Genomic DNA, 15,072 nt, shown 5'->3' on the forward strand with positions numbered 1-15,072 from the left:
CCGGACGGAGCAGGCTCGCGACGAAGAGCCCCCGTCCGGCAAGACTAATAGAAGGAGCACATCTAATGCTGAAACGAAGTTATACGCTGCTTGACCCAGACGGCCTTCATGCCAGACCCGCGAATGAACTCGTCTATACGGCGGGCCGTTATCTGGATTGCGCGCTGTTCGCCGAGTTCGACGGACGGCGGGTGACCTTGCACTCGATCCTCGGATTCCTTACCTTGACGGCCCGTCAAGGAGGCGTGTTGACCGTCACTGCGGACGGCCCGAACGAGATCGAGGCGCTCGACGCGCTGCAGGCGGTAATCGAGCGGGAAGGCATCGGCCAGTTAATAGAAGCGTCATAGCGAATAGAAGGCTTGCTTGACTACATCTTAGGAGGATTATCCATGAGCAGCACGGCAACATTAGATCATGCGGAGAGCGCCGGCAATCCGGTCCAGAGCGAGAAATTGTCGCTGAAGGAACGATTGGGATACGCGGTCGGCGATTTATCGACGAATATCATTTTCACGGCCATTTCGACCTTCCTGACCTTCTTCTATACCGATATCGCCGGCATCTCGGCAGGGATCGTCGGTACGATCTTCCTGATTACGCGAATCGTCGACGGCGTCCTGGATATCGGCATCGGCGCCTTGGTGGACCGGACGAAGAGCAAGCACGGCAAGGCCCGTCCTTGGATCAAGTGGATGGCGGTCCCGTTCGGGTTGTCGGTCATGCTCTTGTTCACGGCTCCGGATCTGGGACCGACGGGAGCCATCATCTACGCCAGCGTCACCTATTTCATCTGCATGCTGATCTATTCGTGCATCAACATTCCGTATAGCGCGATGAACTCGCTGATGACGCAGGACCCTTACCAGCGGACCTTGCTTAACATTACGCGCATGGTGCTGGCCTTGACCGGCGGCGTCGCGATCAGCATGTTCGCCATGCCGATGGTCAACGGATTCGGCGGAGGGAAGATGGGCTGGGCCACCACGTTCGGCATCATTGGCGCAGTATCGCCATTCCTCTATGCCATCACGTACAAGACGACGAAGGAACGCGTGAAGCCCGTCGTGGTGCAAAAGGATATTCCGCTGCGCGTCGGAGCAAAGTCGCTGATGCGCAACAAGTATTGGATGATCGTCCTCGGGTTCTCGATCTTCCTGTTCCTGAACACGGGCATAAGCAGCGCGCTGAACATCTATTATGCGCAATACATTCTGCATAATCCGGGATTGGTGGCGGCCTTGGGCATCGGCAGCATTCTGCCGATCATTGCCGGTATTCTGCTGTGCGCGCCGCTCATGAAGCGGATCGGCAAGCGCAATACGATTCTCGTCGGCTGTGCGGTAACGCTCGCAGGTTCGCTGCTGATTCTCGTGGATCCGTCGAATTTCGAGATCGTCCTGATCAGCACGATTCTGAAGACGCTCGGCGTCGCTCCGGCTGTCGCAACCGGTTCCGCATTGCTATCCGACACGGTCGAGTACGGAGAATGGAAGACAGGCGCGCGTACGGAAGGACTCATCTTCAGCGGAGCGTCGCTTGCTTCGAAGATTGGCAGCGGTTTCAGCGGAGCGATCGTCGGCTGGGCGCTGGCGATCGGCGGTTACCAAGGGGGCCTAGAGATGCAGAGCGATTCGGCCATCACCGCGATTAAGGTGCTGTTCATCGGCTTCCCGATCGTGCTCGTGTTGCTGCAAATCGTATTCATGTTGTTCTACACGTTGGAGAAGAAGCTGCCTTCCATTATGGAGGAGCTGCAATCTCTGTCGGGTAAGGCCAAACAATAAGGAAGAATAGTCGCCGGACAAGGCGATAAGATAGGAAGGTCGAACGAATGAGTCAACTAGAAGTGAAAGCGTTAACCTGCGAGTATCGCTCGAATCCGCTCGGGATTGACGTGATTCACCCGAGATTGAGTTGGAAGATTCAATCGGACCGCAAAGGCACGCTGCAATCTTCTTACCGGATTCAAGTTGCTCTGGATGAAGCTTTCGAGAAGTTGGCATGGGACTCCGGCGTAGTCGGTTCGGAGCAATCGATTCATGTTGTCTATGCAGGCGAACCTTTGGAGGCACGTACTCGCTACTATTATCGGATCAGGGTGGGAGATAACTTCGGCAGGGAGTCGGATTGGAGCGATAGCGCCTGGTGGGAGACCGGATTGCTCAATCAGTCGCCATGGCGGGCTAGTTGGATAACGCCTGCATCCGCGCAGCTGGATCCCGGCACGGAAGCGGCATTCCTGCTGCGCACAAGCTTCCCCGTCAGCGCAGGCGTGGCCTCGGCAAGAATTTACGCCTCGGCGCTTGGCTTGTACGAACTCCATGTGAACGGCAGCCGAGTCGGCGACGAGGAGCTGACACCGGGATGGACGAGCTACGGGCACCGTATCCAATATCAGACCTATGACGTGACCGCTCTCTTGCGAGAAGGCGAGAACGGCATCGGTATTACGCTGGCGGATGGCTGGTACAAAGGGGGCATGGGCGATGGCCTGTTCCGCTACGGCGACCGCCGGGCGGCGCTGCTGCAGCTTAGCGTAACCTACGAAGACGGCACGGAAGCTTGGGTGGTAACGGATTCGGACTGGAAGGCGGAGACGGGTCCGGTCCGTTATGCCAATATTTATCACGGGGAGAAATTCGACGCCCGGCTGGTTCGGGAAGGCTGGAGCCACGGACGATATGACGCATCGGCATGGCAACCGGTAGAGACGATCGAAGGACCGACGAACAAACTGATCGCCCAGGAGAATGAACCGGTTCGCGTAACGGAAGAGATTCGCCCGATCGCGGCCATCGTGACGCCTAATGGCGATACGGTGTTGGACATGGGGCAGAACATGGTCGGCCGGATTCGGCTCACCGTCGATGCCCCGGCAGGTACACGCATTGTGCTGAAGCATGCGGAGGTACTCGATCGCGAAGGCAATATCTACTTCGGCAATCTGAAGGAAGCGAAGCAAGAGGTCGAGTACATCGCCCAAGGTGCGGGAACGGAAGCGTACGCGCCGAAGTTCACGTTCCAAGGCTTCCGCTACGTCAGAGTCGAAGGGTATCCGGGACAAGCGGACGGATTGCCGCTTGACCGGTTCGTCGGCCAGGTGCTGCATACGGATATGGCTCGCACGGGCAGCTTCGCTTGCTCCGACCCGCTCGTCAATCAGCTGCAGACGAATATCGTATGGGGACAACGGGGCAATTTCATCGATGTGCCGACGGATTGCCCGCAGCGCAACGAACGGCTCGGTTGGACAGCGGATGCGCAGGTATTCGTCTCGACGGCGCTGTTCAATTACCAAGGCGGCCCGATGTTCACGAAATATATGCGCGATCTGAAGGCGGACCAGCTGCCTGACGGCGGCGTTCCGTTCGTGATCCCCAACGTGTCGAACGGCGATTCCGCCGCAGGCTGGGGCGACGCGGCCGTCATTATTCCTTGGACGCTGTATCAATCTTACGGCGATGTACGTCTGCTGGAAGAACAGTACGACAGCATGAAGGCATGGGTAGACTATATTCGGGCGCAGGGCGAGAACGAATACGCCTGGAACACCGGCTTCCAGTTCGGGGATTGGCTTGCGCTCGATGCCAAGGAGAACAGCTATGTCGGGGCGACGCCGCGCGATCTCGTCGCGACCGCCTACTACGCCTACTCGACGAGACTGCTGCGGAATAGCGCCGTCGTTCTCGGGAAGTCGCAGGATGCCGATGCCTACAGTAGCCTGCTCGAGGGGATCATTGCGCACTTCCGGGGCGAATACGTAACGCCGTTCGGCCGGATGGCGTCGCCGACCCAGACCGCGCATGTGCTGGCGCTCGTCTTCGATTTGGTCGAGGGACCGATCCGCGCTAGGATCGCCCGCGATCTGAACGATCTGATCGTCGAGAACGACTACCATTTGACGACCGGGTTCGTCGGGACGCCATATCTCTGCTTCGCATTGTCGGGCAACGGCTACCATCAGACGGCGGTCAAGCTGCTCCAGCAGCAGAGCTATCCGGGTTGGCTGTATCCGATCACGAAAGGCGCCACGACAATCTGGGAGCATTGGGACAGCATCAAGCAAGACGGTTCGTTCTGGTCCGACAACATGAATTCCTTCAACCATTACGCGTACGGCTCCATCGGCGATTGGCTGTACCGGAGCGTGGCGGGACTCGATATGGATGGGACGGCGCCGGCTTACAAGAAGATCCGCATTCATCCGAAGCCGGGAACAAGAGGCATGCAAGGGGCGAGCGCTTCGCTGGAATCGATGTACGGCGAGATTCATTCCGGTTGGCGTACGGCTGACGGACTGATCGAAGTCACGATTCGCATACCGGCGAACACGACGGCAGAAGTGCTGTTGCCCGGCGCGCAAGCGGATCAGATGCTCGTCAACGGTTCGGCAATTGCGTCGGCGGAAGGCATGTCATGCGGCCTTGCAACAGCGGAAGGTTTGCACATTACGGCAGGTTCGGGCGAGTATACGTTCACCTATCGGAACGATGAACTGTTCCGAGTAGCCTTCACGGAGGACAGCTTCGTCCGGGAGATGCTCGCGTATGAGGCCGACAAGGAATTGCTGATCCGGCATCTGCCGGAAGTCGACCGGCCGCCGCTGAAGTTCTACGTGAAGAACTTGACCTTGAAACAACTGATCAAGGATACATCCAAAGGGATCACGCAAGAACGGGTAGCGGGACTGCTCGCGGAATTGAATCGGGTCGAATATCAATAAGACGAGGAACGCTTGGCATCTTAACTGCGGTTAAGATGCGCAAGCGTTTTTGCGTTCTTACGCTTGTCGGGCCGGGCGGCAGTCCACGGTGAAGAATCGGGTGTAATTATGAGACCAATCGAAATGGTCTCATTTTTTTTGTTAGATCGACTTAGGAGCATATTTCATCTCGAACGTTAATCAGGTCACTGTCATGTAGATGGGACTTTTCCCATTATTTTGACACAATCTCCTATTCGGGATAACGTTCTTCTCGAGAATAGGTCTGTTATACTAATTGGTAACTAATCATTCAGGGGACTATTAGGTATATGGAGACTAAACAAATGATAGAAGATTTTCTTCGTTCATCCAAGAAGACCACGGTTCTGCTTGAAGAGCTGGAAGCCCTTTTTAGCGGTGCTTCTATTGAATGGAGCGATTTTGCAGCTGTTGTGCAGGAGCTAGAATTCACAGAGGTACTGGAAGCCGTGCGGTCTGCCGGTCGTACGGCCAAGCAGCCGTCATTGGCTTACCGTTATCGCATGAATAAGCAACAGATGAGACAGCCCTTGGTCAACCTATTGCACCAAAGCCGGCAAACGACCCATTCTGCAATCCAATTGGACGGTTATTATTCGCTTTCTGAGCATGAATACGAGCAAGACAAGCCCTATATCGAACGCATTGATCAGTACTTGAAGCAGTATGGATTCCCATCAGAAGCCGCGCCGGCTCCGGAGCGGAGCTTTCAGTTGGTTAACAATGAGAAGTGGATTACCGAACTTGGCGGATATACACTGCTGAAACGTCTCGGATTATGGGAACGGATGATGGTGCAGCCGGTATCCGATCCGCTTATGATGGCCGTTAACCCGACCACCTCGGATCCGTCAGCGGGGCAGAGCTGTATGCATCTAATTGTAGAGAACAAAACCACGTTTCAAGCACTGCTGCCTGTCCTGCCGAAAACAACATTCCGTACGCTAATCTACGGCTGCGGCAATAAAATTACAGGGAACATCGACATGTTCTCCATGCAGTATCCGGTCAAAGGTGTTGATCATCGATTCTTTTATTTCGGAGATCTCGATTATGAAGGCATTCGTATCTGGTATGAGACAAACAGGCAGCGACCGATGATTCCGGCGCTTATCTTCTATGAAGCGTGCTTAGCCAGGCCATTCGTGAAGGGTAAGCACAATCAAAGACGAGACGAGGCGGCCATTGAAGCATTCCTCGCTTATTTTACACCAATACAGCGCGAGCGGATTGAGCATTGCCTGGTTTCAGGAGGTTATTATCCGCAAGAAACGTTAACGACTTCGCAGCTGCAGCAATTATGGAGGAGTGAACAGTGGAGAACATGGATCGGGAGGACCTAGCGGGAACCATAACCGGCTTCCAGGAACGGATGTCGAGAATTGCCTTATTCGATCCGTTATTCGAGTTGCAGCGCAAGAAGCAAACGGACAAAGAAGGCAACACCATCGATATGATGGAGCTGGGCATGCTGACACTGTTGTTCTTCTTCGAACAGAAGCTAATGCGGCATGCAAAAGCCGGAGTCAAAGACCTGGCCGTGTATTTGCACCGAATAACGACAGGCAAGCTGAGCGTGGAAGTACGGGAATGGGAAGACCTGGCTCGCAGCATTATTCAAGTGTTCCGGCCGGCTTCCGGCAAGAAGCGAGAGTTTACGTTCTTCAACTGGGACATCCGCGAGCAGCAAACCGTCTATACATCCATATTGAAGGCGAATGCCTTCGATTCGAGAACGAATACGCAATATTACGCACTTGACGAGGACGGACTGGAGCTTGTCTTTGCAACCAAGGAGTTCTATTCCGAATTCCAGCTGTCCATCCATCAGCTCGTCCTGCGCAAGCAGCTTGAGAAAGGAGAGTTCCACGGGGCGCTCCGGCAGATCAATGAGATGCGCGTCGATGTCGAGACATTACAGGAGCGAATGATCAAACTCGAGCATGAGATTAAGCGAAGCATCGTCTCCGAGGAAACGTTGCAGCGCTATTCTGCGCTGCTCGAGGACATCTACATGCGGCTGCAGCGGGAGAACGAGGAATTCGAAGAACTGCTGCAATTCGTAAAGGAAACACGGATGCGGCTGCATGCCGACATGAATCTGGAGAAGCAGCAGCGAGCCTACGAATATATTCTGCGGATTGCAAGTGAATTAGAGAAGGTGCATAACGAGCACTCCGGGCTGCTGCAACAAAGCATGGATCTGAAGAATAAAGCGCTGCATTCGGCCAAGGAATCGCTGTATTATACGGGGATCAGCTCCTTTAACTTTGATCAGGACCTTGTCGGTTTCGTCATTGGAGCTCCGCTTCCACTGGAGGCGTCCAAGGCGGTAGTCGCGCCGTTTATGGGTCTGATGCAGACCCCAAGTTGGTCTCCGCTGACCGTGTTCGCAGAGCAAAGCATTACAGGCAACGGCGAAAAGGAGCCGCGTGAAGAGTCGTTTTTGGAAGCGGCGGATACGGAGGCCAATGACGGGTTCTCACGACAAAGACGTGAATTGTTCAAGGCGGTCTTGATGCTGCTTCTGCAAGAACTGGAACAGCAAGCACCCGTGGAGCTGAGGCGGTTGTTCATGCGGCTTGAGTCGTACAATCAATCGGAGTGGTTAATGTCTAGAAGCTTCTTTGACTTCTGGCTTATTCTTCATCAGCGCAGTCCTGTACAGGCGCGGTCCATAACAGAAGAAGACCGCGAAGCAGAATGGGAAGAAGTATTCTCCCTGCTTGGCAGCCGTATTCTGGTCGTTCATGAGTTACCTGACATTATTGCAGAGGCTGGATCTCGCTATCAGATACAGAATATGACGATTTCTTGGGGGGCGGAGCAAGCTAATGTACGACAATAATACCGTAATGGAAGCCTTCAGAGTCTACGCTCAATTATCCATGACGGGTATAGCGGAGAAGGAACGGCTGCAGGAATATATGGCAGACGACCAAGTAAGAGGGTTAGTGGATCAGTTCGCGGCGGAAGTTGATTGTACGGTCATTGCAGCAGGAGATCAGCTGTATCTGATCCCGCTTGTTCGCTTGTCTCCGTTTCATTTCAGCAACGAGTATATGAAGAAGACCTATCTTCGAACAACCGCCGTGAACGCGGACCTGTATCTTATGTATCTCGCAGTTATGGTGTTTATCGGCGCATTCTACGACAGCTATCAGAGTGTGGAGCCGACCCGTAATTTCATTCCAATCGATGAGTGGGCCATTCTGGTGCAGGAACGAATCGATGTGTTGAAGGAGCATAGCGAGGATGAACTGAAGCAATACGAACGGGAATTCTCCTACAATTGGGCAGCAGTCATCGAGAAGTGGGATATGATGGACGATATCAAGGAGACGGCCAAACGTCAGAGCGGCAATACGATCAGCCGGCTCAGCTTTTTGGACACGGTGAGAAGATTCTTATTCGACCAGCAGCTGGCAGAAGAGGTCGGTAGCGGCGAGATCGGGCTGACTGAGAAAACGAAGGTTTTCGTGCAGCGCTACTTTATGGAGCTAGAATATAACCGTGGCATCTTGAATTTCCTGTATGGCCTGGATGAACGCCCAACGCCGAACGAGGAGGTGGATGATTATGCCCGCGATCTCCAAAATTAGATTTACGCATGTGTTGTATGAAGGCGGCAATAAACGGTATAACGACGAAACCTTTTTCTTCGATGGTCATAATGGCGCGATCGTGCTCGAGAATGGCGGCGGTAAAACGGTCTTCATTCAGACAGCGCTTCAAGCGATGCTTCCCCATACCGATCTTTCCGGACGCAAGCTGAAAGATACACTGCTGTTGGAGAATGGTCCTGCTCATATTGCTGTGGAGTGGATTCTAAGCGATAAGCCGCGCCGCAGATATGCCGTCACTTGCGTCAGTCTGTTCCTTAGCGGCAACGGCGTCGATTCATTCCGCTACGTTTATGAATATGGGGAACACGACGCGCACGGCCTTGATCACATTCCCTACGTCAAAGCTTATATGAATAAATCCAGGCCGGCCGACAAAGGGGAGATTCAGGAATATTATTCTTCCATGATGCAGCGGTTTCCGTTAAAGGCTCGCACCTTCGATACGATCAAAGCCTATAAGGCTTATCTGGAGGAAAGCTACCATATTATCGAATCAGAATGGCAAGCTATCGTCAAAATCAATGATACCGAAGGTGGCATAGAGAAGTTCTTCGATGATTGCAAGACGACGTCACAGCTCTTCGACAGATTGTTGATTCCAACCATCGAGCAGGCGATGGAAGGCTATGAAGAGGCCCGATTCGTCACTATGTTCGAATCGCATCGCGAAGGGTTCAAGCGTTACAAGGAATTAAAGGAGCAGATTGAAGATAACAAGCGCATTCAGAAGGAACTCGTGCATTATGTCCAACTGCATGAAAGGCTGCAGCAGGCGGAGGATCGGTATCTTGGGACCCGAAGAGAAGCCAAGGCTTATCGTCATCTGACCTTGCTGCAGCATGGCGAACAAGAGGGGGAGCAGGCCCGACTTGGCGAACGCGAGCAGATCTTGCACAGTCAGCATGACGCTTTAAACCGCAAGTGGAAGTCGCTTGAAATCGCCGAGATGGAGCAGACAAAGCGGAAGGAAGCCTTAATCCTGCGCGAAATGCAGGATGAAGCGGACGGTTTGCAGGAACGGCAGACGAAAGCCCAGTATCACTATCATTCCATGCATTACGCGGAGCACAGGACAAAGCGTGAATTGGCTCAGCTCAGAGCTGCACAATTGGAGCAGCAGCTGGCCAGGCTGGAACAAAGCGAAGATGAGCAGCAGCTGCAGGAGCGTTGGGAACGGATCGGCGGGGAACTTCGTACTGTATTCGAGCGTCAAGAGAAGCGGATTAACGCTACGCTTCAAGCCGTACAGACACAGCTGGCAGACTTAATTCAAGAGCAGTCGGAGACTGAGTTGACGATCGACCATCTGCGTAAGGAAGTACGGACATGGGAGCTATCGTATCGGGAAACAAATACGAAACTGGAGATGAAGAAGGAGCAACGTGACGGGATTACGAGAGGAATCTTGGCCAATCCTGCCCTTGAACAGGTGGAGGAGCAAATCCCGGTCTGGTCTGCGCGTCAGCAGAGGCTGGAGGAAGAGCGTATTGCTCATGATAGCCGATTGAAGCAAATGGCGGAGGAACGGGCATCCATTCTTGAACGCCAAAAGGGTAATGAACGTAAGCGGCTTGAGATTGAACGGGCAAAGGCCATGTATGAACACCAAAAGAAGCAGCTTGATAACGAGCATACAAAGGTGCTTCGCGAATTAGCGGCTTTACGCTCGAGTTGGGAGCATGTGCCCTCCATATATGAGAAAGAAGCCTCAATTACGGAACGGCTTCACGATGGTGTCTCAAGGCGTCAGTCGCAGAAAAATGACCTCCTGCTGCAAGAGCGGCACGCTTATCGTTTCGTTGACGACTATAACGGGCAAAAGCAGTTTTTTGCTGATCCTCTCATAGAGCGGAGGCTAGCGTCCTGGAAACGGAACTTTTCTTTGTTACAGACCGGTGTTGAGTATCTGCAAAGCTTAGAACTTGATGGGCATGAGCTTGCAGAGAATAAGCTGTGGGCGATTACTCTTGTAACCATCGAGTCGGAGCAAGGGCTGCTTATGCAGAAGCTGACGGAAGCCGCTCATGAATTGGCTTTCCCGATTCGGGTGCTTAATACGGCAGAAGCGGCAGCAATCTTGGAAGGTGCGCATGCGAAGCTGCATGACAATTGGGCCGTTCCCGTACATTGGCAGGGCAATCTGAACCGTGCTGCTTTTGAGCAATGGAAGGAAGGTCTGCTTCAGCATGCGGAATCCATTCGCGCCAAGCGGGAGGACGTTGAGGCCCAATTGCAGCACTGGCAGCATGGATGGCAGGTTCTGTCGAGATTTCTGTCGGACTACCCGTTGAGCCGTTCTCAGGAAATTGAAAAGCAATTGCATGAAAACAGAGAACAGCTCGTGGAATCGTCTCGGGAGAGGGAACAGCTAGAACAGAATTTGAATCAATTAGAGGAATTGGCAGAGAAGTACCGCAAAGAACAGGAACGCATGTTGGATGAAATCCATCATTTAGGCGTATGGCTGAAGGATGCCCAGCATTATATAACGTTAGGTTCGGAGATGAGGAAGCTGGAACTTGCACTCATCCCTATTCACGAGCAGCTTAATGGCTTGCAAGCCCAGCAACGTAAGAAGGAGTACCAACTGCATCGAATTCAAGAAGAACGGGAAGACGCAGAGAATAGCTGCGGCAACCTCCGCACAGAACGACAGCTGTTGCTTCATGATGACCTGTATCAACCAGCCCAAGCTTTTGTCTACGTAGATACGGAGCGTTCGCTAATGGAGCTGAAAGAAGCGTACAAGATGCTTGATCGGGAACGGGAAGGCCTCCTTATGGCGCGTAATGAGCTGGAGCGAACTCTGCGTCACGAGCAGGAGAAGGCGGCGAATGCGGACCAGATCATGATAAGCCTGCTGCGAGAGCATCCGGATGTAAACCAACTTGCCGATTTGCCGGCTGACCTGGAAACGCAGAAGGAAGACTGGTGGGGGCGGATCGAGCTCTACCGGAAGCAGGTGAGCGAGGCCAACGAGAAGTTGGCCCGGCAGAATAGGCAGCTGCAGAAGATTGAAGGTGTCATCGAAACGTTGGCAGGCGAATATGGGAAGCACTTTCAGGGCGAGCAGCCCGTCCTTCTTACAGACGATCTGGCGGAAGTCAAGATGGGATTGGAGTTGGAGCAGGTGAAGCTGGAGAAGGAGAACAAGGAGCTGCAGCAGCGAATTCGTTACGTTGCAGGCCAGCTTCTCGACTTGGATCGTGTAAGGCAGCTATGGGATAAGCATGCATTGCTGCACAGGATGGATGATCAGCGCCTCATCGCCATGCCGATCGAAGAGCAGGCCGAGATGGATTTCGCCTACGCACGGATGAAGTGTAGCGAGCGAACAATAAGCGCGCTGGAAGCCGGAAAGCAAGCGGTTGAGAAAGAACGAGAACTTGTTCGTAAAGGCATTCAGCAGTTCAAGGAATTCTGCCTTGCTCATGTGAAAGACGTTAAACTTCGGCAGATGGTTGTACAAGGCGTGGAGATGAAACAATCCTACACCGAAATTGTAGAATTCGGCATGGTAATGGAGACAAGAATTCAGAAGGCGCTTCATGTCATGACAGAGACTATTCAGACGCATGACCGCGAATTACAGCAATTCATCCATCGCATCCATATGCACCTGAAGCAAATTACGAGCGAATTAAAGGAACTGCCCAAGAAGACACGTATTAAAACAGCAGATGGCTGGCGAGAAATCTATAGCTTCCTCATACCAGAATGGGGGGATCAAGAAGGAAAAGAACGGATTCGTGAGTATATGGAATGGATTCTCGCCCAGTTGGAGAAAGGTCGTTATCTGGATGAACAGGGCAAGGAAATGCACAACGATGTCCGCAAAAGTCTGGAGAAATGGCTGGATTCGAAGCAACTGCTGCAGGTTGTGTTAAAAAGTGAAGCGATGAAAGTGAGTTGCCGCAAGGTCATGAACGATCATCACGTTACGAAGTCCGCATTCACTTGGGAACAGTCGAATCGATGGTCAGGCGGAGAGAAGTGGAGCAAGAACATGACGCTATTCCTGGGTCTGCTCAATTATGTGGCGGAGAAGAAACATTACATTCAATCAAGCATGAAGCTGCATCGCAGCGTTATTCTTGATAATCCGTTCGGCAAAGCGTCCAGTGATCATGTGTTGGGGCCGGTCTTTTTTATCGCAGAACAGCTGGGATTCCAAATTCTTGCATTGACCGCTCATGCGGAAGGTAAATTCCTGCAGGATTATTTCCCGATCGTTTACAGCTGCCGGTTGCGTCATACAGCCGATTCCTCGAAGCAGATTATCGAGTCGGCTCAGCAAATCAAGCATGCTTACTTCAAGGACAATGCGCCGGAATCGCTTGATCGGATAGATGCCCGAGCAGGTCAAATCACTTTATTCTAAAAGAGAGAAATAGTAAAAGACCGGCAGTTGTCCGGTCTTTTACTATTTTGTACATACATTCCCTGTAAGATGTTGTATGATATTCGTCTGTGCTATCACAATTTACTTTACTGGGGTGTAAGAGATGAGAAGGTTGCAACGTGTATTAGTGGTGCTGGCGGGTCTGATGCTGTTGATCTCGCCGACGCTGGCGGAGGCCGCTGCATCGGCTGCCGCTAACGGAAAGTCGACGGACGCTTTGGCTATCACATTGGCGGAGATGTCCAGTTTCACTGGCGTTACGAGTGATGGCTGGATTTACTATTTGGAGTATGATGAAGCTTCCGGCAGGTCTGTGCAAAAGAAGAAGAAGGCGGACGGCTCCGGCGCGCAAGTCGTGAAGAATAGCGAAGTTTTCATTAAACCATATAATTATTCCCGATTCGTGAACTACAGTTATACCGATAATAATGTGATCTCGCTAACCAACAAGCCGCAATTCGTCAAGCAACTGGCGCAGAACCCGAATGCGTCCATTATCGATATTATCGGCGATTCCGTCATCTACTGGGTTGGGACGGTGAAATCAGGCAAGTTCACGACCGGGACGATCAAGAAAGCGAAGCTCGACGGCAAACAAGTGACGGTATTAACGGCCGATAACGGGCAGATCGATTGGGCAAGCTTCACGGTCTACAAGAATACGCTCTTCTACACCATGGAAGAGAACAATACGTATGTGCTGTACCGCGTAGGGCTGGACGGCAAGAACAAGAAGAAGCTGGCAAGCGATTATTATGCGCCTGTCGGACAAATGGACAAAAAGGCAGGCCCGGTCACGTATTACGGCCCGTATCAACGAAGAAACATCGTGATTTCGAACGATCAGATCGTCTACCTCAACATGAACGAATCTGCCGTGCGGCTGAAAATCGACGGCAGCGGCAAACTGTTGCTTCATGAGGACGAGAGCGGGAACCCTTTTGTGGAGGGGGACTGGCTGTATTACAGCACCAAATCGGATCCGGAAGCCAAAGATTGGCTATCGAGCTATTCTTACTACGGACCGATCTATAAGGTGAAGCTCTCGGGCGGTAAGCCGATCCCGATCACGAAGGGGCACAGCGGACTGCTCTTCGTCAAAGACGGCTGGGTGTATTATGAGACGGAGTCGTATGAGCTGGATCATCGTCTCATTCGAGTGAAGACGGATGGCAGCAGCGCGCAAACGGTTCTCGCCGGACTCGTCGGCGATCAGGAGTTTTACACGCGGGCCGTTATTGGCGATTGGCTCACCTACACGTTGTATGATAACGAGGAGTCAGCGGGCGATTACCGCATTAAGCTGAACGGTACAGACAACACCAAACTAGCTTACAGCACGGCTCCTGATGCGCCAACCGCAGAAGAGCAGGCAGAATACGAGCAGGCAGTCCGTCAAAACTACGGCAAGTATGAAATGCCTGATATGCTGAAACAGGTGATTGCACTGGAGGATGAGCTGCGTGAGCGGAAAATGCTGCTTGGCGGCGGACTCATTCATCCGTATTTCGAAGGGTTCGGTATCGGCTATCGCTACGAATCAACGCCGATCGACGTGATCCCGTTTGCGATGGATAACTATGATGACGAAGTTCATTACGGGTTCCTGACCGATTTCGGTACCGTATCGAATCTGGACGAAGCCGCTATCGTCCGCGTCTCGCCTTATGAGGATGATCCCGTGCAGATCGTCGCCGGCAATTTCCGCGCGTTCATGCAGCTGCTCGCTTATAAGCCGATGAGCGTTCAATATTGGATGGCCGACATGCCCGAAGACGATTATGCGTATCTGCAGGAAGAGGCCGCAGAGGTGGAGCAATCCCTGACGCAAAAAGAAAAAGACGTGATGAGCATCGTCCGTGAGCGGTTTGCCCTGGAACCGATCAGTGATGTTTACGCCTACATGCAGAAGCTCGGCGAAGATCGCGAGAAGAAGATCGCCGCTGCAACCGAAGATGGGCTGGGCGTCGTTTACAGCGGCACCGAAACGGCTTCGGTCCAACCGCTGGCGTTCGATTTTGAGGAATATGAGGATGGCGTGCATCGCGCGGATCTGAAGGATTTCTTCGAAGAGGCCTCGACGCTGGACAAGCTGGTGTTCTTCCGGGATGGGCAATATTATTACCTCTGGCACGATAATAGCAAGGCCATCGCATACTTACAGGAACAGCTGAAGGCTATGGGACTGGAAGATGAGGCCAATCGGATCGCTTATCCGGAGCCGTACGAGTATGACGATGAATATGGAGCGGATTACGAAGCCCTCTACGAATACTATTTCGGCTCGTAGCAGTTAG

At 52.7% G+C, this 15,072-nt stretch carries 8 protein-coding genes; all 8 read left to right on the top strand.

All coding sequences use genetic code 11. From position 1 onward, the window contains the following. Positions 1 to 65 precede the first annotated feature (65 nt). The 8 genes from FHS18_RS28535 to FHS18_RS28570 all read left to right on the top strand — a co-directional run bounded on the left by FHS18_RS28535 (position 66) and on the right by FHS18_RS28570 (position 15,065). Positions 66 to 350: an HPr family phosphocarrier protein gene (locus FHS18_RS28535; RefSeq protein ID WP_183603805.1), complete on the top strand. Its 285-nt coding sequence runs from the start codon at positions 66 to 68 to the stop codon at positions 348 to 350. A gap of 42 nt (positions 351 to 392) precedes the next feature. After that, on the top strand, positions 393 to 1,787 hold the full coding sequence (locus FHS18_RS28540; RefSeq protein WP_183603806.1) for an MFS transporter: 1,395 nt from the start codon (positions 393 to 395) through the stop codon (positions 1,785 to 1,787). Positions 1,788 to 1,834: 47 nt separating this feature from the next. Beyond that, positions 1,835 to 4,726: an alpha-L-rhamnosidase gene (locus tag FHS18_RS28545; RefSeq protein WP_183603807.1), complete on the top strand. Its 2,892-nt coding sequence runs from the start codon at positions 1,835 to 1,837 to the stop codon at positions 4,724 to 4,726. A gap of 311 nt (positions 4,727 to 5,037) precedes the next feature. Further along, positions 5,038 to 6,090, top strand: a complete 1,053-nt coding sequence (locus FHS18_RS28550; RefSeq protein ID WP_183603808.1) for a Wadjet anti-phage system protein JetD domain-containing protein — start codon at positions 5,038 to 5,040, stop codon at positions 6,088 to 6,090. Beyond that, on the top strand, positions 6,072 to 7,595 hold the full coding sequence (locus tag FHS18_RS28555; protein ID WP_221401506.1) for a replicative DNA helicase: 1,524 nt from the start codon (positions 6,072 to 6,074) through the stop codon (positions 7,593 to 7,595). The genes FHS18_RS28550 and FHS18_RS28555 overlap by 19 nt, the downstream gene beginning before the upstream one ends. Continuing rightward, positions 7,582 to 8,349 (top strand): DUF6063 family protein, encoded by a 768-nt coding sequence (locus FHS18_RS28560; RefSeq protein ID WP_183603810.1) that lies wholly within the window; start codon positions 7,582 to 7,584, stop codon positions 8,347 to 8,349. The genes FHS18_RS28555 and FHS18_RS28560 overlap by 14 nt, the downstream gene beginning before the upstream one ends. After that, on the top strand, positions 8,327 to 12,754 hold the full coding sequence (locus FHS18_RS28565; RefSeq protein ID WP_183603811.1) for a coiled-coil domain-containing protein: 4,428 nt from the start codon (positions 8,327 to 8,329) through the stop codon (positions 12,752 to 12,754). Before FHS18_RS28560 ends, FHS18_RS28565 begins: the two co-directional genes overlap by 23 nt. Before the next feature lie 133 nt (positions 12,755 to 12,887). Continuing rightward, a complete protein-coding gene (locus tag FHS18_RS28570; protein WP_183603812.1) occupies positions 12,888 to 15,065 on the top strand; it encodes a DUF5050 domain-containing protein in 2,178 nt (725 codons plus the stop codon). The last annotated feature ends 7 nt before the right edge of the window (positions 15,066 to 15,072 follow it).

The sequence above is a fragment of the Paenibacillus phyllosphaerae genome, assembly GCF_014192105.1.
GTDB lineage: Bacteria > Bacillota > Bacilli > Paenibacillales > Paenibacillaceae > Paenibacillus_Z > Paenibacillus_Z phyllosphaerae.

What these genes read in the sequence shown, in the direction of transcription:
- FHS18_RS28535 (WP_183603805.1), top strand. Translation starts at nt 66, where the DNA reads ATGCTGAAACGAAGTTATACGCTGCTTGACCCAGACGGCCTTCATGCC.
- FHS18_RS28550 (WP_183603808.1), top strand. Translation starts at nt 5,038, where the DNA reads ATGGAGACTAAACAAATGATAGAAGATTTTCTTCGTTCATCCAAGAAG.
- FHS18_RS28565 (WP_183603811.1), top strand. Translation starts at nt 8,327, where the DNA reads ATGCCCGCGATCTCCAAAATTAGATTTACGCATGTGTTGTATGAAGGC.
- FHS18_RS28545 (WP_183603807.1), top strand. Translation starts at nt 1,835, where the DNA reads ATGAGTCAACTAGAAGTGAAAGCGTTAACCTGCGAGTATCGCTCGAAT.
- FHS18_RS28555 (WP_221401506.1), top strand. Translation starts at nt 6,072, where the DNA reads ATGGATCGGGAGGACCTAGCGGGAACCATAACCGGCTTCCAGGAACGG.
- FHS18_RS28540 (WP_183603806.1), top strand. Translation starts at nt 393, where the DNA reads ATGAGCAGCACGGCAACATTAGATCATGCGGAGAGCGCCGGCAATCCG.
- FHS18_RS28560 (WP_183603810.1), top strand. Translation starts at nt 7,582, where the DNA reads ATGTACGACAATAATACCGTAATGGAAGCCTTCAGAGTCTACGCTCAA.